Consider the following 23,891-nt stretch of genomic DNA (forward strand, 5'->3'; position numbering starts at 1 on the left):
TTGGAGAACCGGCATGGGACCCCGCGTCCCGGCGGAGGCGGCCCCGTCATCCCGGCCCAGCCGCCGCTGCGCGTCGCGGTGATCGGCGACTCTGGCGCCATCGCCCCCGCCCTCTACCAGGCGGCGGTGGAGGTGGGCGCGGCCCTGGCGCGCCTGGGGGCCGTGGTGCTGACGGGCGGCCGCGACGGCGTGATGGCGGCCGTATCCCAGGGCGCCTGGGAGGCGGGCGGCCTGACGGTCGGCATCCTGCCCGGCGACGACCCGCGGGAGGGCAACGGGTGGCTCTCGCTACCCCTGACCACCGGCCTGGGGATGGAGTGGCGCAGCCTGGTGCTGATCCACAGCGCCGACGCCGTGCTGATGATGGGCGGCGGCAACGGCACCCTGGGCGAGCTCTCGGCGGCCTACCTCAACGGCCGGCCCGTGGTGGTGCTGGCCGCCACCGGGGGCTGGTCCGACCGGATCCGGCAGGTCCTGACCGACGGCCGTTACCTGGACCACCGGCGCACGGTGGCCCTGGAGTTCGCCGCCACCCCCGAAGAGGCCGCCCACCGTGCGGTGCAGCTGGCCCGCCAGTTCCGGCAGCGCCACTTCCCGGGCCCGGCCCGCTGGCGGGGCCTGGGCGAGGCCGGCGGCGGGGCCGGCGACGTGGTGGCCCCCGCCTGAGCCGCAAAGGGTTGGTCCCGGCCGGGGCCGGCCCCCGCGGTTTCCCGTCGGGAACTGTCCCGCCGGCTCGGACGTGGCCCGGCGGCCCCGGGGGCGGTACTAACGGCGGCGGAATTCGAAGGTGCGGCGCATGGGGTTGTAGACCGGACGCATATGGGCGTAAAGGCCCGGCAGGGGCTGGGGATCGGACATGGGCAGGATCGCCCCGGCCAAGAGCAGCCGGCCCAGTTCCTCCATCCCCACCTGCCGCAGCTCGGGCCCGCCCTCCCACAGGAAGTAGCGCCGCTCCCGGTCCTGGACGATGGTGACGTCGTTGCGGTGTAGAAACCGGTACACGGCGTAGTAGCGCGCCCGGAAGAAGGGCTCGTCGTCCAGCTCGGGCGGCAGGTACACCGAACTGCCCAGGGCGAAGAGCCGTTGCAAGATGCGATCGACCATGGCCTTGTGACCCACCCCGCTCGTCTTCAGGAAGGTATGTTCGTTTTTGGCAAAGACGGCTCCTGCAGGCGACGCCGGGGAGGCAACGGGATCCGGAGGTGAGGGCGATGGGCGAAGCCGGCCGGGGCAGCGGCGGGCACGATCGGCCGGCGCATCCCCGTGGGAACGGCCCCGCAGGCCGGCCAGGCCGCCATGGCGGGCTGGGCGACCCCGGCGGGCAAGGGCCCGCCGGCCCAGGCCCGGACGGCCCCGCGGGCCGCCCGGGCAGCCACGGCCAGGACGGCCGGCGCCAACGGCCCGGGGGCGGGATTGCGGCGGCCCCGGATTCCGCCGCGGCCCCTGAGCCCGCGGCAGCCCCGGATCCCCAGGGCACCGGCCCCGCGCCCGCGGCCGGTCCTGCGCCGGCGGCCGGCAGGGACGGCAGAGCCGGCGGGGATCCCCCGCTGCGCTACACCGTGGTCGCCACCCCCGTCGGCCCGGCCCGGGTCGTGTGGTCCACGCGCGGCCTGTGCGCCCTGGAGCTGGCACCGGGGGAACGGGGGGAACCGGACGAACCCGCCCCCGCCCCAGACAGGGCGGCCCCGTCGAACGCGGCGGGCCGGGCGGTGCGGGACGACGGCCGGCGGGCGGAGTGGCAGGCCCTGCTCAATGCCTGGTTTGCGGGCGAGCCCGTCGACGTCCCCCTGGACCTGGACGTGTGGAGGCTCGGCCCCTTCACCCGGGCCGTCCTCGACCAGGTCCGCCGGATCCCCCGCGGCAGCGTCCGCACCTACGGGGCCATCGCCCGCGCCCTGGGGCGGCCGGGCGCCGCCCGGGCGGTGGGCAACGCCGTCGCCGCCAATCCCATCGCCCTGCTCATCCCCTGCCACCGGGTGGTGCGGACCGGAGGGGTCCTGGGCGCCTACTCGGGCGGAGGCCCTGCCGTCAAGGAGCGGCTGCTGCGCATGGAAGGGGCCTGGCCACTGCCCCCAGGCCGCCCGGGGAGGACGGCTGGGTGAGGGGACGGCGCCGCGGGCACCCGCACCCGTCTTGGGCTGCGCGGGGCCGGCCGCCGGCGCCGGCCGGCGGTGGCGGGGCCCGCGTGGCGGCCGGCCCCCGCGCCGGCCGGTTCCTCCCGCCGCTGGGCCCGGCCCCACGGCCCACGGGCCTGGCCCTGGCGGTGGGCCTGGGCGCGGCCGGGTGGAGCCCAGGGAGTCTCGCCGCCTTCCTGCAGCTGGTGGCGGCCCTGCTCATCCTGGCGCTGGCCTGGGGCTACCTGGTGGAACCCCGCTGGCTGAAGGCGCGGGCCTACCGGCTGCGCCTGGACCGCCCGGCGGGCGGCCAGCCGGTCTCGATCCCCCTGCCGGCACCAGCCCCCGGCGCGGCCGGGGCTGCCCCGAACCCCGCCCCCCGGGCCGGGGAGGAGCCCGGGACCCGCCCGGCGCGGCTGCGCCTGGTCCACCTGACGGACCTCCATGCCCCGGTCTACCGGATCGCGGAGGGGCGCCTGATCCGGTGGATCGAGGCGTGGCAGCCGGACGCCGTGGTCTTCACCGGCGATCTGGCGGAGGGCAAGGGGCTGCCCGCCGGGCGGGGGGTGGCGCTCTTGCGGCGGCTGGCCCGGCGCTGGCCGGTCTACCTGGTCCCGGGCAACCACGACCACCTCTACGGCTGGTACGGGCTGCGGCGGGATCTGGAGGCGGCAGGGGTCCAGGTCCTGGTCAACCGGGGCGTGCAAGTGGGCTCTGGGGCGGCCGCCATTTTCCTGGCCGGCGTCGACGACCCCCACACCGGCCGGCACGATCTGGGCGCCGCCCTGGCCGGGGCGCCGCCGGGCCTCCCGGTGGTCCTCCTGGCCCATGCCCCGGCGGACGGCATCCGCCAGGAGGCCGCCCGCCGCGGCGTCGCCCTGGCCCTGGCCGGTCACACCCACGGCGGCCAGGTCCGCCTCCCCCTGGTGGGGGCGCTGTGGATCCCCGGCCAGGGGTGGTTCCCCACCTACGATCGGGGCTGGTTCCCCGTCGCAGGCACCTGGTGGTACATCAACACGGGACTCGGCACCCCCCGCCCGTGGATCCGGCTCCTCTGCCGGCCCGAGGTCGTCCTACTGGAGCTGGTCCTGCCCTGACCTCGCGATGAACTGGGATCCCCCGACCTGTTCCCCGCCGCGCCGCGGTGGCCCGGGTCAGGCCCCCGGACCGTCCCCCGACCGCCAGGCCGCCTCGAAGAAGGCCAGCTCCAGCGCCATGGCGGTCCGGTAGACGGCGGCCACCTCCGCTGGCGGCTGGAGGGCGCTGGCGCCGGCGTTCCACCGGTTGAGGAGGTTCTCCAGGCGGGCGGCCAGGGCCGCGAAATCCGGGCTGGCGTAGGTGGCGATCCAATCCCGGTAGGGGTTGTCGGGCCGCTGGCCGGAGCCCAGGGACTGCCCGAGGAAGGCGTACAGCCGCATGCAGGGCGTCATGGCGGCGGCGATGAGGCCCACCGGCCGGGACCACGCCACCTCCAGGACGAACCCGGTGTAGGCCCGGGTCGCCAGGGACGGTTCGGGCCGCAGGTCCACCCCCCAGCGGGCGGCATAGGCCCGGTGCAGGCGGAGCTCGTCCAGGACGCCCTGCAGGAGCTCCTGCAGGGCGGTCATGGCCTCGAGATCGGGCGCCTTGGCCAGGGCCAGGGCGTAGGCCCGGGCGAAGGCCTCCAGGAAGGCGGCGTCCTGGCCCACGTACCAGGCAAAGCGCGACCGCGGCAGGTCGCCCCGGCCGATCCCCTGGACGAAGGGGTGCTCCAGGCAGCGGCGGGCCAGGTCCAGGTTCTGCTGCCAGAGCCGGCCGGCCAGGCCTTCCGGCTCCACGGGATCCAACCTCGCCACATGGCGTCCCTCCCTGCTTGGCATACTGGCCACCCGGGCGCGCCGCCGGGATCGCCCGCCGGTGAACCGGTGCAGAGGTCGCCCCGCCGCGGGGGGGGGGGCGAGGGGGCAGGGCGGGGCGGCGGGCCGTCTCGAAGCCCGCGGGTCCCCCGCGGCGACCGGTCCGTGCCGGCTTACGCCAGCCGCCCGGCCAGCCAGAGGGCAAGCCCGCTGGCCGCCAGCAGGAGGACGGCGTAGGCCACCTCCCGCCATCCGGCCGGCAGGGTGCGGTAGTAGGTCCGCCGCCGGGAGCCGTCGAACCCCCGGGCCTGCAGGGCCACGGCCACCACCTCCGCCGTCCGGATGGCGTGGACCAGCAGCGCCAGGCTGTAACGGTACACCGCCCGCAGCCGCCCCAGGGGCCCCCGCCCCGTCAAACCCCGTACCCGGTAGGCCTGCCGCACCCGTTCCAGTTCCTCCTGGAACAGGGGGACGAAGCGCAGGGCAGCCAGCAGGCCGTAGGCCCACCGGGGGCTGAGCCGCCACTGCTGCATCAGCCCGAGGACCAGGTCGGCCAACCCCGTGGTCCCCGCATAGAGCACGCCCAGGGCCCCCAGGCCGAGGAGCCGCAGGCCGACCACCAGCCCGCTCTCCAGCCCTTCGGCGGTGAACCGGTACCAGAGGATCTGGCCCACCACCTGCTCGCCCCGGCCGAAGGCGCCCAGGGTCCAGAGGCGGGTTCCCGCCACCAGGACGAAGGGGGCCAGGGCCACCAGCCACCGGCGCAGCCCGATCCCGCCCAAGAGCCCGCCGACCAGCACCGGCACAGCCAGCAAGGCCGCCAGCATCCTCGGGTCGCCGGTGGCCAGGATCACGGCGGCCAGGGCCAGGTGGACGGCCAGCTTCCACGCGGGGTGGACGCGGCAGGCCCACGGAACGGGCTGCGGCCGCCCTGCTCCCTCCTGGGGCCTTGGGCCCGAGGCCGGTCCCGCGCCCGCCACCCCGGACCCCACCGCCGCTCCCACGGCGCCGCCGGCCCCGCCCCCTCCGGGCTCCCCGGCCCCTCGCCCCCGAGCGCCCCCTTCCCCACGGGCCGCCACCCCATCCACCGGGCCGCCGGCGCCGGCCCCTGCGGGACCCCGGAGCCGGCCATTGGGGGACCGGGCACCCCACGGCGCCCCGGGAGCGGCGGCCAGGCCCGCGGCCTCCAGCAAGCCGGGTTCGTCCCACAGGGGTTCGGGCGGGCCGTCATAGAGCAACCGCCCCTGGCCAAAGACCAGCACCCGGGTGGCCGCGGCCGCCGCCAGCTCCAGATCGTGGGTGGCCATGACCAGGGTCGTCCCCTGCCGGTGCAGGGCGGCCAACTCGGCCACCAGGGCCGCCGCCGTCCGGGCGTCCTGGCCGAAGGTGGGTTCGTCGAGGAAGAGGATCGGCCGGGGGACCACCAGCACGCTGGCCACGCTGAGGCGGCGCTTCTGCCCCTGGGAGAGGGTGTAGGGGTGGACCTGCTCGAGACCCTCCAGGCCGAAGCGCCGGATCAGCTGGTCGACCCGGGGCCGGAGGACCTCCTCGGGCCATCCCGCCAGCCGGCCGGCCAGGGCGATCTCGTCGTAGACCGTGTCGGTGACGAACTGGTGCTCGGGATTCTGGAAGACGAAGCCGGCCTGGGCCGGGCCGCCCCGGCGCCCCGCCAGGGCGGGCGCGTGGACCACCCGGCCCGCCGCGGGCGGGTGCAGGCCCGCCGCCACCTGGAGGAAGGTCGACTTGCCGGTGCCGTTGCCGCCCAGGACGGCCACCCATTCGCCGGCCCCCAGGCTGAGGGTGACGCCGGACCACACGACCCGCGCCCCCCGGGTGGCCGTGACCGACTCCAGGCGCACCAGGGGCGCGGGGTCGGTGCCCGCGTCGGTCCGGGGCCCCTCGCCGGGATCCCCGGGAGGATCCGGCCGGGGGGCGGGCGCCGCCGGCCGATCCGCCGGGGCCTCACCCCCCGTCCCAGGCGCCTGCGGCCGGGCCGCAGCCCCAGCGGGGGCCCGGCCCGTCCCGCCGGGGGAGGCCGCCGTCTCCCCGGGCCAGCGGTCCCGGGCCTCCCGCAGCACGGGCGCCCAGAAGGGCCCCCACCGCCGCGGCCGCCAGATCCCATCGCGCTCCAGCACCTGGCGGAAGGAGGTGAAGACCTGCTGGGGCGTCCCGTCGGCCAGCAGCCGGCCGTCGGGACCCAGCACGACGACCCGGTCCACCCACTCCACCACCCCGTCCAGGTTGTGCTCGACGACCAGGACGGTGGTCCGCCGGTCCAGCGCCCAGAGGTTCTCCAGCACCAGGGCCCGGCCGGCCGAGTCCAGCTGGGCCGTGGGCTCGTCCAGGATCAACACGTCCGGCTCCAGGACCAGGACGCCGGCCAGGGCCAGCCGCTGTTTCTGGCCGCCTGAGAGGGCGTGGATCGGGTGGCCGAAGGGCACGGCCAGGCCCGCCCGGTCCAGGGCCCGGGCGATCCGGGGCGGCATCTCGGCCGGAGGAACGCAGCGGTTCTCCAGCCCGAAGGCCACCTCCTCGTCCACGGTGAACAGGCAGAACTGGGCCTCCGGGTCCTGGAACAGCACCCCGGCCCGCCGGGCGGGCTGCAGCTCGCCCCGGACCTGTGCCTCGACGACCGCGGGGATCAGCCCCGCCAGGGCCAGGGCCAGGGTGCTCTTGCCCGACCCGCTGGGGCCGAGCAGCAGCACCCGCTGGCCGGCGGCGAGGGTTAAGGTGAGATCCTGCAGGGCGGGCTTGGACCGTCCCGGATAGCGGACGGTCAGCCGGTGGCAGGACGCCACCGGGGACGCCGCCGGGGACGCCACGGCGGAAGCCCGGGTTCCAGGGCCCGTTCCACCGGGGGCGCCCCCGGCCGCCGGACCGGCGGCGGGCCCGCAGGCGGCACCCCCGGGTTCCGGCCGGTTCCACCCCATCTCAGCCCGCCAGCCCCGCCGCCCGGTCCTGCCGGTTGCGCACCACGGCAAAGCCGTTCAGGACCCCGGTCCGCGCCAGGCCGTCGACCAGCACCTTGCCGAAGACACCGGCCACCACGGCGCCGCTCACGAGCCGCACGGCGACTGCCGCCGCCAGCACCCCCGCCTGCATTTCCGCGAAGTAACCGTTGATGTAATCCAGCGGGATGCTGGCCACCGCCGCCAGGAGGCCGGACAAGGCCAGCACCGGCAGGTCGAACCGGCGGTAGCGCAGCAGGGCGAAGGCGGCCTCGGCGCCCAGACCTTGCAGCCCGCCGTAGAGCAGCACCCAAAACACGTCCGGGCTGCCCAGCACCAGTTCCCCGGCGGCCGCGGCCAGCTCGGCGACGAAGGCCACCCCCGGCTTCTGGATGATGTAGGCGGCGACGGTGGCGGCGACGAACCAGATGCCGTAGGTCGTCTCGGCCAGCACGGGATGGACCGCCTGGGCCAGGGACCACAGGGTCCAGGCGTTGATGAAGACCACCGAGCACACGGCTGCGATGAAGGTGAGGATGACGATCTCGCGGAACTGCAACCCGCGGGACGAACCGGCCATCCCAAGGCCCCCCTTGTGGTTCCGGGCGGAACCGGGGGGCTCGCGGGGCCGGCGGACGCCCTGGCCGTCGCCTGGGGGCTGGCCGACCGGTGGCCGCGGCCGCTGCGGGCCGGCCTCCTGGGAGGCCGCGCCGTCATCGCGGACCACGCCGTCGATCCACCCCACCCTGGGTAAACGGCGATCGGGCTGAGGAAAGAGACCCACCTCCGGTCGGAGGTGGGTCGCGTCACGCCGCCCACAGGCGGCCATGCGGTACCTTCCTCACGCCGGTATGACCCGGATCGAGTCCGAAGGGTAGCGCCGGGCCGCCTTGGGGCGGGCGGCGCTTCTCAGCCCAAGCGGGCACCCCCGGTACCGACTTCCCGATGGATTGTGCACCCCGATCATAGGCCGGCACCACCGGCCCCGTCAACGCCCCTCGGGCGCCGTCACCGGCGATCCGGCGCCGCCCCAACAAGGCCGTTCCCGGCAAGCCCGGCGGCGCCCTCATCAAGTCATCAAGGCCGCTGCCGAACCCGTCGCCGCCCGTGGTAGCCCGGCCACGCCCCCGCACCCCCTCACGCCCGGGCCGGATCGCCTCGGGCGCCCCGCGGCAGCCGGGGTGCGGAGGCCGTGGCGCGCCCGCCGCCGGCCCAGTCCCCCGCCCGGCCGGGGTCAGGTGGCCGTCATGCCGCCGTCGATGGCCAGCACCTGACCGGTGATGTACGAACCGGCCTCCGAGGCGAAGAGCAGCACCGCCCCCTGCAGGTCCCGCTCGCCCCCCAGCCGCCGCAGCGGCACCGTCTGCTCGATCAGGGGACCATACTGGGACAGGATGCCCCGGGTCATCTTCGTCGGGAAGAATCCGGGCGCGATGCAGTTCACCGTGATGCCGTATTCGGCCAGCTTGGCCGCCAGGTCCCGGGTGAAGTTGATCACCCCGGCCTTGGAGGTGTTGTAGGGCAGGGTCTGCATCACCCGCGGGTCGCTCCCCCGCAGGCCCGCCACCGAGGCGACGTTGATGATCCGGCCGCCGCGGCCCTGGTCGACCATCACCCGGGCCGCCTCCCGGCTCATGTAGAAGGTCCCGTGCAGGTTCGTCCGGATGACCTTGTCCCAGGCCTCCAGCGGGATCTCGAAGAAGGGGGCGCCCCAGGTGGCGCCGGCGTTGTTGACCAGGATGTCCAGGCCGCCGAAGGCGTCCACCACCCGCCGCACCGTGGCGGCCACCTGGTCGTAGTCGGTGACGTCGCAGGGGACGGCCAGGCAGCGGATGCCCTGGCTGCGCAGCCGCTCCTCCGCCTCCCGCAGGCCCTCCTCCTTGCGGGCGGTGATGGCCACCGCGGCCCCCGCCTCACCCAGCCCCTGGGCGATCTGGAACCCCAGGCCCCGGCTGCCGCCGGTCACGAGGGCCACCTTGCCGTCGAGACGAAAGCGGTCGAGGATGCTCATTCCGCAGGGCGCCTCCTTCCCATGCCCCTCCTACCGGCCGCCGGCGGGACCGGCCCGTCCCGGCGAGCATGCAGGTATTCCCTTCTCGGCGCCGAAGCCAACTCCTACCGCCCGGGCCCTGCGCCGGCGGATCCCGACGACCAGCCGGTCTTCCGCGGCGGGAAGCGATCACCGAGGTGATCCCCGTGTACGACTTCCGCCCCACTCCGGAGCAAGAGGCCGTCCTCGAACGCACCCGCGCCCTCATGGACGCCTACGTCTACCCGGCCGAGGCCGAGTTCTTCCGCACCGGCACCCTGCCGGAGGAACGGCTGAAGGCGATCCAGCAGGCGGTCAAGGACGCCGGCCTCTGGGCGCCCCACATGCCGCGGGAGGCCGGGGGCCTGGGCATGGGCATGGTCACCCTGGCGCTGATGAACGAGATCCTCGGCCGCAGCCCCCTGGCGCCCCGGGCCTTCGGGACCAGCGCCCCGGACACGGGCAACCAGGAGATCCTCTGGATGTTCGGCACGCCGGAACAGAAGGAGCGGTTCCTCAAGCCCAACCTGGCGGGCGAGGTCTACAGCTGCTTCGCCATGACGGAGCCGGAGGTGTCGGGGTCCGACCCCACGACCCTGCGCACCCGGGCCGTGCGGGACGGCGACCACTGGGTCATCAACGGGCACAAGTGGTTCATCACCAACGCAGCCCGCTCCGCCTTCGCCATCGTCATGGCGGTCACCGACCCGGAGGCGCCGCCCCACCGGCGGGCGACCATGATCATCGTCCCCACCGACACGCCCGGCTTCCGCATCGTCCGCCACGTGCCCGTGATGGACGACGGCGGCGGGCTGGGAACCCACGACGAGATCGTCCTCGAGGACTGCCGCGTGCCGGTGGAGAACACCCTGGGCCCCGTGGGCGAGGGGTTCCGGATCGCCCAGGCCCGCCTGGGCCCCGGGCGCATCACCCACGCCATGCGCTGGATCGGCGTGATGAACCGCAGCTTCGAGATGATGGTCCAGCGGGCGCTGACCCGGGAGACCCGCGGCCAAAGGCTGACGGAGTTCCAGACGATCCAGAACTTCGTGGCCGACTCCTATGCCGAGATCCAGGCGGCGCGGCTGCTCACCCTCTACGCCGCATGGCGGCTGGACCAGGGCCTCGACGCCCGCAAGGAGATCTCCCTGATCAAGTTCTTCGGGGCCAACGTGCTCCATCGCGTGGTCGACCGGGCCCTGCAGGTCCACGGGGCCCTGGGGTACTCGAAGGATACGCCCCTGGAGTTGTTCTACCGGGAGGCGCGGGCCGCCCGCATCTACGACGGGCCCGACGAGGTCCACCGGGTGGTGGTCGCCAAGCGGATCTTCAAGGAGTTCGCCCCGGTGCCCGCCGCAACGGGAACCGGCGCCGGCACCGGCGGCACGGGCGGCCCCGGCACCGGTCCGGAGGGCGGGCCGGCATGAGGTGGGCGGACGAACCGGCCCCGGGCCTGGGGCCGGGACGGCGCCAGGAGCCGGTCCCTGTCCCGGAGACGGCCCCCGGCGCGGAGACGGCCCCCGGCGCGGAGACGGCCCCCGGGCCGGAGGCCCTGGCCGGCGGGCCGGCGCCGGTTTCCGACCCGTACGGGGCGGCGGGCCCCGGGCCGGTCCCCGATCCCCAGGCACGCCGCCCGGCCGGGGCCGGTTCCACCGCCGGAACGTCCGGCGCAATGGAAACCGGGGTGCCCCCCGAGACCGTCCCCGTCCGTCCGGGGGAGGAGCTCGACCTGGACGCGGTCAGCCGGTTCCTGGCCCGGGAGGTGCCCGGTTTTCCCGGGCCGCCCCTGGAGGTGCGCCAGTTTCCGGCCGGGGCTTCCAACCTGACCTACTGGCTGCGGGCGGGGGACTGGCAGGCCGTCCTGCGCCGGCCTCCCTTCGGCCCCCTGCCGCCCCGGGCCCACGACATGGTGCGGGAGGCCACCATCCTGCGCCACCTGCACCCGGTCTTCCCCCTGGCGCCCCGGCCCCTGGCCGTCTGCGCCGACCCGTCGGTCCTGGGAGCCCCCTTCTACGTGATGGAATACCGGCCGGGGGTGGTGGTCGACCGCAGCTTCCCGGGGGACCGGGTGCCGCCGCCGGCCACCTGCCGCCGCATCGGGGAGCGGGTCGTCGATACCCTGGCGGACCTCCACGCCGTCGACTACCGGCAGGCGGGGCTGGGCCAGCTGGGCCGGCCGGAGGGGTTCGTCCGGCGCCAGCTGGAGGGGTGGGCCGGCCGCTGGCGGCGGGTCGAGACGGAGCCGATCCCCGTCCTGGATCCCCTGCTGGCCTGGTTGGAGGAGCGGGTGCCCGCGCCGGCCGGCGCCGCCCTCATCCACAACGACTTCAAGCTCAACAACATGATCCTCTCCCCGGATCTGGACCGGGTGGTGGCCGTGCTGGACTGGGAGATGGCCACCGTGGGCGATCCCCTGTTCGACCTGGGCGTCAGCCTGAGCTACTGGGTCCATCCCGACGATCCGGAGGTGCTGCGGAACGGGTTGCCCACGGTGACGGTCCATCCGGGGTTCCTGCGCCGGGGGGAGTTCGTCCACCGCTACGCCCAGCGCACCGGCCGCGACGTGGCGGGCATCGGCTGGTACCTGGTCTTCGCCTACTTCAAGCTGGCCGTGATCCTGCAGCAGATCTACTTCCGCTGGCGGGCGGGCCAGACCCGGGACCCGCGCTTTGCCAGCTTCGGCGACATGGCCCGCGGGCTGATCGAGCTGGCGGCGGAAGCGGCCCGGAACGGGGGCGGCGAGCGGCTCCTGTGAGCCGGCCGGTCCGGGATGCTGGCCCGGGATGCCGGCCCGGGATTCGGGCCGGGGCCCGCCGGCGGCCCCCGAGGACGGTGAGCGAGGAGGGTGAGCATGGACGGCTCCGGCCCGAACCGGCGGCTGACGGCCGCCGACCTCTTCCTGCCCAACCTGCAGGGGTGGCGCCAGGTGCTGATGGCCTGCACCGACGCCATGGACGACGAGCAACTCCATTGGGTCCCGCCGGGCGGGGTGAACTCGGCGGCCTGGTGCGTCCGGCACCTGGCGCAATCGGAGGACTGGTTCGTCAACGCGGTGATCCTGGGGCGGGACATGCGCCCCAAGCGGGCGCGGGAACTGCCCACCCGGGAGGCGCTCTTCGATTACCTGCGGGCGGTCTGGGCCCACACCGACGCCCGCATGGCGGAGTGGGACCTGGACGACCTGCTCGAACCGCGCATCATGCCCCCGGGCTTCCGCGGGACGCCGCCGGCGAACCTGACGGTGCTCTGGGTGGTCAACCAGATGATCCAGCACTTCGCCTACCACGTGGGCCAGGTGCGGATGCTGGCCCGGCTGATGGGGGTGGAACCGGCCCCGGGCGGCTCCGGGGGCGCCACCGGGACCGGCGGGGGCGGCTCGGGCTGAGGGGTGAAGGGGCCCGCCGCCCGAGGATGGAGCGCGAGCCGCCCCCATCACCCCCGCTCCGGACTGCCGCCGCCGGCTGCCTCGATCACCCGTGGGCCGTGGAGCAGCCGCCACCACTGGCGGTACAGCTCCTCGGCGGCGTCGCCGTCGATGGGCCGGAACCGGATCCGGTCGCCGGGCCGGGCCTGGGCGAGCAGCCCCACGTCGGGCGTCACCACCACACCCAGCTTGGGGTAGCCCCCCACCGTCGCCCGCCCCGCCAAGAGCACGATGGGCCGGCCGTCGGGCGGCACCTGCACGGCCCCCAGGGGCTGGCCCTCGGAGAGGACCTCCCCCGGCGGCCTCGGGATGGGGGGCCCCTCCAGCCGCAAGCCCATGCGGTCCGAGGCCGGCGTCACCGTGTACTCGGCGGCCAGGAACGTCGTCCACGCCCCGGAGGGGAAGAACCCGGCCTGGGGGCCCGGGACCACCCGGGCCACGAAGGGCCCGCCGTCGGGGACGAAGCTCCAGCGAACCCGGCGTCCCGCCAGGGCCCGGGGCTGCCGGACCGGCGTCCCCAGGGGGAGCCGGTCGCCGGCCTGCAGGGGCGTGCCCGGCCGCTGGGGCACGCCGCCCAGCCGGCCCAGGGGGTCGGTGGACCGGCTTCCCGCCACCGGCTCCACGGCGATGCCGCCGGCGACGCAGACATAGGCCCGGCAGCCCCGGGAGCCGCCCCGGAAGGCCAGGACGTCGCCGGGTTCCACGGCCACCACCTGGCCCACGGGCAGGGGGCGGCCGTTGAGGGTCGCCCCCAGGTCGGCCCCGATCACGCAGGCGGCCGTTGACACGTGGAACCGCAGGACCGGCCCGATCAAGGTGGCTTCCAGGCCCGCGGCGCCCGGATCGTTTCCCACCAGGCGGTTGCCCAGGATCAGGGCGGCCCGATCCACCGCCCCCTGCACGGGCACGCCCAGGTGCTGGAGCCCGGTTCGCCCCAGGTCTTGGATGGTCGTGTAGAGGCCCGGCTGGATGACCTCGATCATGGCCGGCCGGCGGAGGCACCTCCTTCGGGGTCCGAGTCCCTGGTCGCCGGGCGGCCCGCGCCGGCCGGGCCGGCCGCCGATCCTGGGGCCGGTTCGTCCCGGATCAGCCACTGGGGCCGGTAGGTCCCCCGGGCGACCGCCTCGGCGATCCGCTCGAAGGTGCCGCCGTCGACGGGGACGAAGCGGACATAGTCCCCGGGCCGCAGGAGGGTGGGCGGGTCGGCGGCCGGGTCGAACAGCCGCACCGGCGTCCGGCCGATCAGGTTCCACCCGCCGGGGCTCTCCACCGGGTAGACGCCCGTCTGCTCGCCGGCGATCCCCACCGAACCGGCGGGGACCCGGGTCCGGGGCGTGGACCGGCGGGGGGTGGCCAGGCGCGGGTCGAGCCCGCCCAGAAAGGGGAAGCCGGGGCTGAACCCCAAGAAGTACACGAAGTAGTCGCGTCCCGCGTGGCGCCGGATCACCTCCTCCGGCTCGAGGCCGTGGAAGCGGGCGACCGCCTCCAGGTCGGGGCCCCAGGGGCCGCCGTAGGCCGTCGGCAGCACGCAGATCCGGGTTTCCTCCGGCTCGCCGCCCGCCGCCGCGCCCAGCAGCTCCCGGCAACGGTTGACCAGCCGGTCGAAGGTCACCGTCACCGGGTCGAACTGGATGTACACGGCGGCGTAGGAGGGGACGACGTCGATCACCCCCGGCCAGCGGGCCGCCATCACCGCTCGGGCCAGGCGGCGGGCCTGCCGGTTCACCGCCGGGTCCACCACCTGGGGGAAGAGGGCGTAGAGCCCGCAGTCGCCCGCCCGCACGAAGCGCGGTTCGGAGGGCCCTGCCGCAGACGGCCCTGCAGCGGAGGGGCCTCCTGCGGAGACCCCTGCGGCACCCGAGCCGGCCCCTGCGGTGGCCCCTGCGGCGCCCGCGCCGGCCCCTGCGACCCCGGCGGTGCCCCCTGCGGCGCCCGCGCTGGCCCCTGCGACCCCGGCGGTGCCCCCTGCGGTGCCCGCGGCGGCCCCTGCGGCCCCTGCGGTGCCCCCTGCCGTGCCCGCGGCGGCCTGCGCCAGTCGGGCCGGGAAGGGGCCGGCCGCCGCCGGGCCGGGATCCAGGACTCCGCCCGGCAGCGGCGAGGGCGGCGCGCCGTCGACTCCGCCGTCGTCCAGGTCGTCGACCACCCTGCATCCCTCCCCCGGGCGTCAGCGGTCGGGGCGTCCGGGGTCGAGCAGCCTGCGCAGCGGCCGGATGGCGACGCCCGCCGCCTCCAGCCGCTCCCGCACCCGCCGCGCCAGGTCCACGGCGGCGGGATTGTCCCCATGGATGCACAGGCTTTGCACCCGGAGGTCGATGTCCCTGCCGTCGACCGCCCGCACCTTGCCCTCCCGCACCATCCGCTCGGCGCGAGCGGCCACCTGGTCGGGCTCATGGAGGACGGCGCCCGGCTGCCGCCGGCTCACCAGGCTGCCGTCAGGGTTGTAGCCGCGATCGGCGAAGCCTTCCAGCGCCACGGGCAGGCCCGCCTCCGCGGCCGCCCGGGCCAGCTGGCTGTTGGGCGGCGCCAGGACGATCAGTTGCCGGTCGAAGGCGGCGATGCCCTCCACCACCGCCCGGGCCAGCCCGGCGTCCCGGGCCGCCTGGTTGTACAGGGCCCCGTGGGGCTTGACGTGCTGGAGTTCGACCCCCAAAGCCCGGCAGAAGGCGTAGAGGGCGCCGATCTGGTAGAGCACGTCGGTCCGGACCTCGTCGGCCGTGGCCCGGATCTCCCGCCGGCCGAAGCCCACCCGGTCCGGGTAGCCCACGTGGGCACCGATCCCCACCCCCAGCGCCGCGGCCCGCCGCACCGTCCGCTCCATCACCCGCGGGTCGCCGCCGTGGAAGCCGCAGGCGACGTTGGCCGACGAGACCAGCGGCAGGATGGCCTCATCCATGCCGATGGTGTAGGCGCCGAAGCTCTCGCCCAGATCGCAGTTCAGGTCGATGACGGTGCTCATCGCCTCGCCTCCCCTTCCGGCCCCCCGGCGGCTTGGGGCGGCAGGGCCCGGGCCGCCGCCGGTTCCGCCTCCCACGGGCGCCGCCGCCGGCGCCGCCGGTAGACGGTGGTGCCCTCCACGGCCACCGCCTCTTCGATGGTGACGGGCTGCTGCCGCAGCCAACCCAGGATGGCCAGGTCCACGGCCAGGTGGGCCTCGGCGCAGGTCTCCAGATACGGCCCCACCGCCGTCTCGTCGGCCGCCTCGGTGATGAATTCCACACCGGTGATCTCGGGATGGCGCTGCATGGCGTAGCGGCCGCCGGCATCGGCGCCGATGGGCCAGCGGTAGCACACGAACTCGCCCACCGTCTCCACGTTGAACACCTGGGGCAGCCAGTCGGCTGCGTACTTCCGGTACACGGCCAGCCAGCGGCGGTTCGCCTGGGCGATGGCGGGCCAGCCGTCCAGGCTCCGGGCGACGAATTCGGCCATTTCGATTTGCTTGGCGGCCCGTTGGTCCCCTTCCTTCGCCGCCAAGACCGGCAAGATGCCGTAGATCAGCGCCCGCGGGAGCCAGTAGGAGGTGAACTTCCGGCCCCCGCCGTGGGCGCCGAAGGGCTGGACCCACTCGTGGGAGGGGACGCCGTGTTCGTCGATCACCACGTCGGGCAGCCAGCGGGTCCAGAGATCGGTGTACACCCGGGTCTCCGGCGCCCGCGGCGTCTCGTGGAAGTATTCGCTCGCGTACTCCTGGCCCAGGGCGTTGTAACGGGCGCTGTGCAGGCTCCACCGCGGGTTGTCCCCGCTCAGCTGGCGGTGCAGGGCGGCGCCGTCCACGTTCTCCAGGGGCATGACCACGCAGTTGACCCCCTCGGTGGCGTCAAGGTGCTCCCCCAGCAACGCCAGCAGCGCATTGGTGCTGGACACCTCGTTGGCGTGATGCCGCGCCTTGAACAGCACCGTCGGCCGGAAGAGGGTGGCGTTGACCGGGACCACCAGAAGATCCCCATCGGCGGCGCCAGCGGCCCCGGCCGCCGCCGCCGCGACCGGCGCCCCCTCCTGGGTTCCCGCGGCCTCCGCCTCGACCGGAAACACCTGGTAGACGGGCCGGCCTTCAAAGGAGTGGCCGGCCACCGACCAGCGCAGGGAATCCCGGCCCGAGCCGGCCAGCCACCGCTGCACGGCCTCGGCGTCAAACAGGGTTCGCTGCCACGGGACGTCGCCCGACCCGCCGCCAGCACCGGCGGAGGGGCTGGTGCCAGCCGCCAGCGCCCCCGGGACCCGCGCCACAGCCCCGTCGTTGTCCACGGCCGCGTCGCCGGCCGGGCGGGTGGCCCACGGGCCGGCTAGCGTCGCCACCGCCCGGCCCGCGGCGTCCACGGTGACGGAACCCACGGATGGGCGGCTGCGGCCGGGCGGGAAACCGCGGCCCCCATCGGCTGGGGCCAGGCGGGTTCCGATCCCCATGCCGGTTAGGCGGACGGTGGCCTGCGTCCCCAGACCGGCTTGCACCCGGACCCGGGGCACCACCTTGCCGGGGGCCACAAAGGGCGTGCCCGCCCGCTGCTTGCCCCACTCCTCGAAGAAGTCCAGGGTGTTGAAGTAGATGTCCTCGTGGAGCCCCTCGGCGGTACTGTGGGACTCCTGGCGCACGCCCAGGGGCTCGTCGGGGCGGGTGTCCAGCCGGACGTCGACCTCCAGGGTCAGGAAGAAGGGCTGCCCCTCGGCCCGCAGGTCCGGCCCCAGGGTCTCCTCCAGCACCCGGGCCAGGGCCGGGAGGACCTGGGCCTGATAGCGGTCCCAGAAGATCTCTGCCCCGGTGGGCAGGAGCTGTTCGAACACCACCTGGCACCGGCCCCCGTCTCCGCCGGCGGCCCGTTCCACCCGGCAAAGCCCCGTCTCCACGTGGACCCACCCCAGCTGGGGGTTTGCGTCCTGATAGCGCCGCCGGCGGGCCGCCACCCGGAGGGAATCCTGCCACAGGACCCGGCCGTCCCGGTCGGCCACCATCACGCGGTAGGTGGGCCCGTCGTCCCCGGTGGGTTCCATCGCCCGGAAGACGATGCGCTCGGCGGGAAGTCCCGTGCGGGCCGCTAGCACATCGTCCACCGGGTAGAGGGGCTGCAGCCAGCGGATGGGCAGGTCCAGGCAGGGCGTCCCGTCGCCGGGGCCATCCCCCTCCGACCCCGGGGGGCCGTCCCTTCGCCGGCCGTTCCCGGCCGCCGGCCCCAGGCGGGCGAATTCGACCACCACCTGGTGGGCCCCCGCATGGGCCGCCACGGCCGGCGGCACCACCTGCAAGAGCCAGTGAAACCCCTGGCGGAAGGCAGGCAGCCAGCGCACGTGAACCTCCTCTGGGGCGAAGCCGAGGTCTGCCAGGGAGCGGCGGACCTCGCCGGCCAGTTCCTCCAGCACCGCGTCGGGCTGGTCGAGCCGTAGATCGACCCGGATCTCGTCGCCCGGCCGGCAGCTCGCCCGGATCGCCGGCAAGGCACGCTCGTGCCAGACGGCGCGGAACCGCTCGGCTTCCGGCGCGATGGCGTCTTCGAACAGGATCCGCGGTTCCTCCCGGGCCACCGCCTCCCACCGGCGGCGGGCGTTCTCCCGCTCCAGGGCCACCACCGGGCTGTCCAGGGCGGGCCGGCGGGATCCCGCGGGACGCAGGGCCTCGCTGGCGTGGGCGGTGGCGAGCCACTGGAGCGCCCGGCCACGGCCCGCCGGGTCGCCGGTGATCCAGAGGACGACCCCGGCCCGTTGGCGGCGGAGCTCGATGCGACCGCACCCGGCGGGCAGGGCGTCTCCGCTCAGGCCCGAACCGGCCGCCAGCTTCAACAGGAAGGGGCGGTGCCCGGCCCCGGCGGCGGTCAGGGGAAGGGCGATGCCCGTGCTTTCGAGACCGAGCCGGAAGGCGAACATGATCAGGCCCGCTAGTTCGTCGGGATCCCAGGTGCGGACGGCGTCATCGGGCTCGACGGACAGGGCGACCCGGTCCGGGTGCAGGCCGTCGCTGCTGCCGAGAAGGCCCCGCGGCGTCCAGAGGTGCTCCAGGGGCAGGAGCTCATCCGCAGGGCACCCGTCCTGGCCGCCGGGGCACCGGCCGCCGGGATCGCGGCCGGCCCCGGGCTGCCACGGCTCGGCCTCGATCCCGTGGAGGACCACCTCGGCGGCGTGCCCGGCGGGGTCTAGCCGGACCGCGGCCTGCCACGGGGACGCCACCGGGCGGCCGGTGGGGCCGGAGGGGAAGGCGTGTCCGGGCCCGCCGGCCGGTTCCACCGGGCTCGCCGTGCCATCCCCGGCCCCCGCGACCGCCGCGGCCAGGGGGCCGGTCCCGACCGCCGCCAGCCAGGCGGCCAGCTTCCACAGGTCCCGGCTGTCGGCCGCGGAAAGCCGCAGGCCGGCGTCCGCGCCGGCCAGGCCCGGGACCACCTCCACCCGGCCGCGGCCGGGGGCCGGCCCGGGGGAACCGGCCGGGCCGCCCCAAGGCCCCGCCCCGCCGGAGCCGGCCTCCAGGACGACCGGGACCGCTCCCGGCGCCGGTCGCTGACCCGGCCGGACCACCAGGCGCTCGGGGTCCCCCGCCTCGCACTCGTACCCCAGGCGGGCGGCCAGTTCCACCATGGCCAACCCGGTCCACCGATCCTCCTCACCGCTCAGGAGGAACTGGGCCCGGGGCCGGCGGGCTCCCGTTCGCCGGCCCGGACCGGGAACCAGCAGCCCGCCGGGACTGAAGAGATCCTCCAGTTTCACGCCAACCCCTCCACTTGATGTGCCGCGTTGATCTGCCGCGTTGGTGGCCCGCGGCGGCCCGGCCGCCCCCCTGGGCGGGCCGCGGCGGCCCGGCCGCGCCCCCGGCCGGACCGCGGCGGCCGCCGCCCCTTGCGGTCGCGCTGCCGGCGGCGGCCCGGCGCTAGTCCAGCTTCGGGTCGAGGACGTCCCGGAGCCAGTCGCCCAGCAGGTTGAAGCCCAGCACGGTGAGCATGATGGCGAGGCCGGGGAAGGTGGCGAACCACCAGGCCGTGGTGACGTAGTCCCGCGCGGCGGCCAGCATGCCGCCCCAGGACGGCGTCGAGGGGTCAACGCCCAGCCCCAGGAAGGTCAGGCCGGCCTCGAGCAGGATGTTGTTGGCGATGTTCAAGGTGGCCAGGACGATGACGGAGTTCATCACGTTGGGCAGGATGTGGCGGCGCAGGATCATCCCCGGCGGGGTCCCGATGCAGCGCGCCGCCTCGACGAACCCCATCTGCTTGATGACCATCACCTCGCCCCGCACGACCCGGGCGTACTGGCCCCACTGGGCGATGGCCATCAGGACGATGACCTTCCACAGTCCCGGCCCCAGCACGGCCATGACGGTGATGGCCAGCAGGATGAAGGGGAAGGACAGCTGCAGGTCGACGAACCGCATGAGCAGATCGTCGAGACGGCCGCCGGTATACCCGGCCACCAGGCCCAGCAACACGCCCACGACCACCGACAGGCCCACCGAGGCGACGCCGACCAGCAGGGAGATCCGGGCCCCGTAGACGATCCGGCTCAAGAGGTCCCGGCCGACGGTGTCCGTGCCCAGCAGGAACGGCGACGGCTGATCCGCCACCCACGAAGGTGGCAGCAGCCGGTTCCCCAGCTCGCCCATCTCGGGGTCGAAGGGGGCCAGGTATGGGGCCCCCAGGGCCGCGGCCACCGCCAGCGTGACCAGCAGGGCGCCGGCCACCGGCATGGGCCGGAGGAAGGCGCGGATCCAGCGCCGTTCCCGCCCCACGGGGGTCGCGGCGGGGGTGGCGATCTGCCCTGGCGCGACGCTCACGAGGATGCACCCCCTTCCACCTTCACCCGCGGATCCAGCAGGCCGTAGCTGAGGTCGACCACCAGGTTGATGAACACGGTCACGGCGGCGAGGACGGTGACCACACCCTGCACCACGGGGTAGTCCCGGTAGCCGACGGCGTCCAGGGCCAGCTGCCCCAGGCCGGGCCAGGCGAACACCTTCTCGAGGATCACCGTTCCACCCAGCAGCGCCCCGAACTGGAGTCCGACGAAGGTGACGGTGGGGATCAGGGCGTTGCGCAGGCCGTGGGCCACCACCACCCGCCATTCGGGGACGCCCTTGGCCCGCGCCGTTTCGATGTAGGGCTGTCCCAGCACGTCCAGCATGCTGGAGCGCACCAGGCGCACCAGGGTGGCCGAGAGGATGATGCCCAGGGTCACCGCGGGGAGCACCAGGGAACGCCAGCCGTCAAAGCCCGACGGGGGAACCCACCGCAGGCGCACGGCGAACACCAGCATGAACATGATGGCCAGCCAGAAGTTTGGGAAGGAAAGGCCGAACAGGCTCAGCACGCGGCTCAAGGAGTCGACCCAGGTGCCGCGCCGCAGGGCGGCCAAAACGCCCAGGGGCACGGAGATCACCACGGCCACCGCCATGGCCGAGACCGCCAGCACCACCGTGGCCGGCATCCGCTCCACGATCATCGCGAAGACGGGCTGGCCGGTGCGGAAGGACGTGCCCAGATCGCCGCGCAGCGCCCCGGCGACGAAGTCCGCGTACTGCTCCCAGAAGGGGCGGTCGATGCCCAGGGCGGCGCGCATCTGGGCCAGTTGCTCGGGGGTCGGCGCCGAACCTCCCTGGAACATGGCGACGGTCGGGTCACCCGACAGCCGCACCGCGTAGGCGACGAACAGGGTGGTCAAGAACAGGACGACGGCCGCCCCCGCGAGGCGCCGGAGCACGTATCGCCACATCCAGGTCTCCTCTCCCCTCCTGCAGGGCGCGAGGAACCGGCCCAGCCGGCTCCTCCCGCCCCGCGTCCTTCTGCCCCGGGCCGGGTCCGGTTCCTCCCGGCGTCACTGCGCCCCGGCGATGGACGTCTCGAAGAACCAGTGCCGGGTGTCGGGCGGCGGCACGAAGTCCTGAACCCGCCGGTTGACGGCCCAGACGGTCACGTCCTGGTACAGCGGGACGGTCGGCACCAGCTCGTAGAGCCGGCGGTCCAGCTGCTTGAAGATCTCCAGCCGCTGTTCCTGGTCGTAGGTCGAGCGCTCCGCCTCCAGCAGCCGCTGGACCTCCTCGTCGTAGAAGGTCGGGTTCCAGAACTGGCCCTTGCCGTACAGCAGGTAGGCCGTGTTGTCGAAGTCCAAGGTCCAGCCGCCCCAGCCCTCCTGGTACAGGTGCCCGGCCTGGGCATTGGGGATGACGTCGTTGTAGAAGGTGTTGGTCTCGAAGGTCTTCAGCTCCACCTCAAGGCCCACGTTCTTCAGGTACGACTGGACGGCCTGGGCGATCTCCCCGAAGACGGTGTTCGTCCCGATGTACCCCAGGGTGAGCTTGGTCCCCGGCGTCACGCCGGCCTCCGCTAGCAGCTTCTTGGCCGTCTCCGGGTCATACGGGTACGGTTCCAGGGACGGGTCGTTCCCGAAGGACAGGCTGCTCTGGAAGGTGGAGATCCGCTTCCCATAGCCCTTCAAGATCGTGTCGATGATGGCCTGGGTGTCGATGGCGTAGGCGATGGCCCGCCGCACCCGCACGTCGTCCACGGGCGGCTTGGAGACGTCGAAGCGGAGCCCATACACGGTGGGGCTGTCGGCGGTGACAATCTCGAGGAAGGGCGTGTTCTTCACGTTCTCCACCTGGCTCGGGCTGACGGCGGCGATGTCCACCCGGCCCGTGGTCAGCTCGGCGATGCGGGTCGCTTCCTCGGGGATGAAGCGATAGGTGATCTTCTCGATCTTCGGCTGGCCGCGCCAGTAGCCGTCGAAACGCTCCAGGGTGATGTGGTCGTCCTGCTTGTACTCGACGACCTGGTACGGCCCGGTACCCACGGGGTGCTTGTCGAAGTACTCGTCGCCGTGTTCCTTGATGTACTTAGGCGGGACGATGACGGCGCCGTAGCCGGCCAGCTTGGTCAGGATCACCGGGTCCTTGGTCTTCATGTGGAAGTTGACGGTGTAGTCGTCGACCTTCTCCACCCGCTCGATGCTGGCGTAGTTGCCCTGCTGCGGCCCCTTGGCCCCCTCCTCGCCCAGCAGGCGCTCGAAGGTGAACACCACCGCGTCGGCGTTGAAGGGCTCCCCGTTGTGGAAGGTGACACCCTGTCGGAGCTTGAACTGGAGGGTGTCCTCGTCGATCCACGTCCACTCCTCGGCCAGGCCCGGCTGGAGCTGGAGGTCGGGGCCGCGGAAGACCAGCCCCTCGAAGACGTTGTTCATCACCGACGCCCAGGCGACGAAGAAGGTGTCGATGGGGTCCCAGTTGCCGGGGTCCTGGGCTTGGGCCACCACCAGGTGGTTGCCGCGCTCGGCGGCCGGGTTCGATCCCTGGGCCCCGGAACCCGGGCCCTCACCCGCCGTCCCCCCGCCCCCGCCGCCACACGCCGTCAGCACCAGGGCGGCCGCCACCAACAAACCTGCGACCCCACGGATGGAACGCCACCTCGAAGTCCGCTGCATCGTCGATCCCTACCCCCTTGGGTTCATGAGAAGCGGTGACCGTCGCTTCGGAGCTCTGGAACGAATCGGGGAAGACCCGGCCGGCGCCGACGGGGGCGTCCGGACCGGCGGGGCCCGAGCCTAGCGGGCGGTGGCCGCCACGGGGACGGCCGCGCTCACCCCCTTCCCGGCGGCCTCGCCCTCCCCGGCCAGGTGGCAGGCCACCCAGTGCCCCGGCTCGACCTCCCGCCAGGTGGGGACCTCCGTCCGGCAACGATCCACCGCCAGCGGGCAACGGGTGTGGAACCGGCACCCGGCCGGCGGGCGAGCCGGGCTCGGCAGCTCGCCCCGCAAGACGATGCGCTCCCGCCGCACCGCGGCCTCGGGATCCGGAACGGGCACCGCCGAGATCAGGGCCCGGGTATACGGGTGCAAGGGGCTTTCGAACAGCGCCTGGGCCGGGGCCAGTTCCACCAGCCGGCCCAGGTACATCACGCCGATGCGGTCGCTGACGTTCTGCACCACGGCCAGGTCGTGGGCGATGAAGATGTAGGTCAGCCCAAAGCGCTGCTGCAGGTCCTGCAACAGGTTGAGGATCTGGGCCTGAACGGAGACGTCCAGGGCCGACACCGGCTCGTCGCACACCACCAGCCGCGGCCGCAGGGCCAGCGCCCGGGCGATGACGATCCGCTGGCGCTGGCCGCCGGAGAACTCGTGGGGGAAGCGGCGGGCATGGCCGGCCCGCAGCCCGACGGCCTCTAAGAGCTCCCCCACCTGGCGCTCCAGCTCCCGGCCCCGGGCAAGGCCGTGGACCAGCAGCGGCTCGCCCACGATGTCCCGCACGGTCAGGCGCGGGTTGAGGGAGGAATAGGGGTCCTGGAAGACCATCTGCATGTCCCGCCGCAGCTGGCGCAGGCGGGCGCCGCGGGCCCTTGTCACGTCCTGGCCCGCGAAGCGGATCGTCCCCGCCGACGGTGCCAGCAGGCGCACGATCAGCCGCGCCAGGGTGGACTTGCCACACCCCGATTCCCCGACCAGCCCCATGGTCTCGCCCGGGTAGACGTCGAAGCTGACGCCGTCGACGGCCTTGACCGGCGGCCGGCGGCGGCCCGCGGGGAAGTGCTTCTTGACGTCCCGGACCTGGAGGATCGGTTGCAGGTTCCCGTCCATGACACCACCCAA

19 protein-coding genes and 1 riboswitch are annotated in these 23,891 nt (G+C 74.6%); of the genes, 6 read left to right on the forward strand and 13 right to left on the reverse strand.

Going from position 1 to position 23,891, the window contains the following annotated elements:
• A complete protein-coding gene (locus ACYQ02_RS05420; RefSeq protein WP_460039428.1) occupies nt 1-666 on the forward strand; it encodes a TIGR00725 family protein in 666 nt (221 codons plus the stop codon).
• Nucleotides 667-765: 99 nt separating this feature from the next.
• On the opposite strand, the gene ACYQ02_RS05425 is transcribed toward ACYQ02_RS05420, so the two are convergent.
• Nucleotides 766-1,104, reverse strand: coding sequence for a hypothetical protein (locus ACYQ02_RS05425; protein WP_460039429.1), 339 nt, complete (start codon nt 1,102-1,104; stop codon nt 766-768).
• Between the two features lie 488 nt (nt 1,105-1,592).
• On the opposite strand from ACYQ02_RS05425, the gene ACYQ02_RS05430 reads away from it, so the two are divergent.
• Complete coding sequence (locus tag ACYQ02_RS05430) at nt 1,593-2,102, forward strand: methylated-DNA--[protein]-cysteine S-methyltransferase (protein WP_460039430.1); 510 nt, start codon at nt 1,593-1,595, stop codon at nt 2,100-2,102.
• Complete coding sequence (locus tag ACYQ02_RS05435) at nt 2,099-3,211, forward strand: metallophosphoesterase (RefSeq protein WP_460039431.1); 1,113 nt, start codon at nt 2,099-2,101, stop codon at nt 3,209-3,211. Before ACYQ02_RS05430 ends, ACYQ02_RS05435 begins: the two co-directional genes overlap by 4 nt.
• A gap of 57 nt (nt 3,212-3,268) precedes the next feature.
• Here the strand turns inward: ACYQ02_RS05435 and ACYQ02_RS05440 are convergent, their stop codons facing one another.
• From ACYQ02_RS05440 to ACYQ02_RS05455, 4 genes are all read right to left on the reverse strand, one after another.
• Nucleotides 3,269-3,949 carry a TenA family protein gene (locus tag ACYQ02_RS05440; RefSeq protein ID WP_460039432.1) on the reverse strand — a complete coding sequence of 227 codons (681 nt, stop codon included), beginning with the start codon at nt 3,947-3,949 and terminating at the stop codon, nt 3,269-3,271.
• A gap of 173 nt (nt 3,950-4,122) precedes the next feature.
• Nucleotides 4,123-6,879, reverse strand: coding sequence for an ATP-binding cassette domain-containing protein (locus ACYQ02_RS05445; protein WP_460039433.1), 2,757 nt, complete (start codon nt 6,877-6,879; stop codon nt 4,123-4,125).
• Nucleotide 6,880: 1 nt separating this feature from the next.
• Nucleotides 6,881-7,477 carry an ECF transporter S component gene (locus ACYQ02_RS05450; protein ID WP_460039434.1) on the reverse strand — a complete coding sequence of 199 codons (597 nt, stop codon included), beginning with the start codon at nt 7,475-7,477 and terminating at the stop codon, nt 6,881-6,883.
• Between the two features lie 240 nt (nt 7,478-7,717).
• Nucleotides 7,718-7,837: riboswitch (TPP riboswitch) on the reverse strand.
• A 294-nt stretch (nt 7,838-8,131) separates the two neighbouring features.
• The gene (locus ACYQ02_RS05455; protein WP_460039435.1) at nt 8,132-8,908 is read right to left on the reverse strand and encodes an SDR family oxidoreductase; all 777 of its coding nucleotides are present in this window, start codon (nt 8,906-8,908) and stop codon (nt 8,132-8,134) included.
• A 176-nt stretch (nt 8,909-9,084) separates the two neighbouring features.
• Here ACYQ02_RS05455 and ACYQ02_RS05460 point away from each other — a divergent pair, with 176 nt between their 5' ends.
• From ACYQ02_RS05460 to ACYQ02_RS05470, 3 genes are all read left to right on the forward strand, one after another.
• A complete protein-coding gene (locus tag ACYQ02_RS05460) occupies nt 9,085-10,353 on the forward strand; it encodes an acyl-CoA dehydrogenase family protein (RefSeq protein WP_460039436.1) in 1,269 nt (422 codons plus the stop codon).
• The gene (locus ACYQ02_RS05465; RefSeq protein ID WP_460039437.1) at nt 10,350-11,681 is read left to right on the forward strand and encodes a phosphotransferase family protein; all 1,332 of its coding nucleotides are present in this window, start codon (nt 10,350-10,352) and stop codon (nt 11,679-11,681) included. The genes ACYQ02_RS05460 and ACYQ02_RS05465 overlap by 4 nt, the downstream gene beginning before the upstream one ends.
• Before the next feature lie 96 nt (nt 11,682-11,777).
• Nucleotides 11,778-12,311, forward strand: coding sequence for a DinB family protein (locus ACYQ02_RS05470; protein WP_460039438.1), 534 nt, complete (start codon nt 11,778-11,780; stop codon nt 12,309-12,311).
• Between the two features lie 47 nt (nt 12,312-12,358).
• Here the strand turns inward: ACYQ02_RS05470 and ACYQ02_RS05475 are convergent, their stop codons facing one another.
• The 8 genes from ACYQ02_RS05475 to ACYQ02_RS05510 form a co-directional block, all read right to left on the reverse strand.
• Complete coding sequence (locus ACYQ02_RS05475; RefSeq protein ID WP_460039439.1) at nt 12,359-13,333, reverse strand: 5-oxoprolinase subunit C family protein; 975 nt, start codon at nt 13,331-13,333, stop codon at nt 12,359-12,361.
• The gene (pxpB, locus tag ACYQ02_RS05480; RefSeq protein WP_460039440.1) at nt 13,330-14,493 is read right to left on the reverse strand and encodes a 5-oxoprolinase subunit PxpB; all 1,164 of its coding nucleotides are present in this window, start codon (nt 14,491-14,493) and stop codon (nt 13,330-13,332) included. Before pxpB ends, ACYQ02_RS05475 begins: the two co-directional genes overlap by 4 nt.
• Nucleotides 14,494-14,514: 21 nt before the next feature.
• On the reverse strand, nt 14,515-15,306 hold the full coding sequence (locus ACYQ02_RS05485) for a LamB/YcsF family protein (RefSeq protein WP_460039441.1): 792 nt from the start codon (nt 15,304-15,306) through the stop codon (nt 14,515-14,517).
• Entirely contained in the window at nt 15,303-19,034 is a 3,732-nt protein-coding gene (locus ACYQ02_RS05490; RefSeq protein WP_460039442.1) for a M14 family metallopeptidase, read from the reverse strand. Before ACYQ02_RS05490 ends, ACYQ02_RS05485 begins: the two co-directional genes overlap by 4 nt.
• Nucleotides 19,035-19,194: 160 nt before the next feature.
• Nucleotides 19,195-20,091 carry an ABC transporter permease gene (locus tag ACYQ02_RS05495; RefSeq protein WP_460039443.1) on the reverse strand — a complete coding sequence of 299 codons (897 nt, stop codon included), beginning with the start codon at nt 20,089-20,091 and terminating at the stop codon, nt 19,195-19,197.
• Nucleotides 20,088-21,026, reverse strand: coding sequence for an ABC transporter permease (locus ACYQ02_RS05500; RefSeq protein WP_460039444.1), 939 nt, complete (start codon nt 21,024-21,026; stop codon nt 20,088-20,090). The genes ACYQ02_RS05495 and ACYQ02_RS05500 overlap by 4 nt, the downstream gene beginning before the upstream one ends.
• Before the next feature lie 102 nt (nt 21,027-21,128).
• Entirely contained in the window at nt 21,129-22,679 is a 1,551-nt protein-coding gene (locus ACYQ02_RS05505) for an ABC transporter substrate-binding protein (protein WP_460039445.1), read from the reverse strand.
• Between the two features lie 171 nt (nt 22,680-22,850).
• A complete protein-coding gene (locus ACYQ02_RS05510) occupies nt 22,851-23,879 on the reverse strand; it encodes an ABC transporter ATP-binding protein (RefSeq protein WP_460039761.1) in 1,029 nt (342 codons plus the stop codon).
• Between the last annotated feature and the right edge of the window lie 12 nt (nt 23,880-23,891).

This window comes from Thermaerobacter litoralis, from assembly GCF_054654595.1.

Excerpts from the sequence above, each read along its gene's own strand:
- ACYQ02_RS05425 (WP_460039429.1), bottom strand. The coding sequence starts at position 1,104 with ATGGTCGATCGCATCTTGCAACGGCTCTTCGCCCTGGGCAGTTCGGTG.
- ACYQ02_RS05445 (WP_460039433.1), bottom strand. The coding sequence starts at position 6,879 with ATGGGGTGGAACCGGCCGGAACCCGGGGGTGCCGCCTGCGGGCCCGCC.
- ACYQ02_RS05450 (WP_460039434.1), bottom strand. The coding sequence starts at position 7,477 with ATGGCCGGTTCGTCCCGCGGGTTGCAGTTCCGCGAGATCGTCATCCTC.
- ACYQ02_RS05455 (WP_460039435.1), bottom strand. The coding sequence starts at position 8,908 with ATGAGCATCCTCGACCGCTTTCGTCTCGACGGCAAGGTGGCCCTCGTG.
- ACYQ02_RS05465 (WP_460039437.1), top strand. The coding sequence starts at position 10,350 with ATGAGGTGGGCGGACGAACCGGCCCCGGGCCTGGGGCCGGGACGGCGC.
- ACYQ02_RS05470 (WP_460039438.1), top strand. The coding sequence starts at position 11,778 with ATGGACGGCTCCGGCCCGAACCGGCGGCTGACGGCCGCCGACCTCTTC.
- ACYQ02_RS05475 (WP_460039439.1), bottom strand. The coding sequence starts at position 13,333 with ATGATCGAGGTCATCCAGCCGGGCCTCTACACGACCATCCAAGACCTG.
- ACYQ02_RS05485 (WP_460039441.1), bottom strand. The coding sequence starts at position 15,306 with ATGAGCACCGTCATCGACCTGAACTGCGATCTGGGCGAGAGCTTCGGC.
- ACYQ02_RS05500 (WP_460039444.1), bottom strand. The coding sequence starts at position 21,026 with ATGTGGCGATACGTGCTCCGGCGCCTCGCGGGGGCGGCCGTCGTCCTG.
- ACYQ02_RS05510 (WP_460039761.1), bottom strand. The coding sequence starts at position 23,879 with ATGGACGGGAACCTGCAACCGATCCTCCAGGTCCGGGACGTCAAGAAG.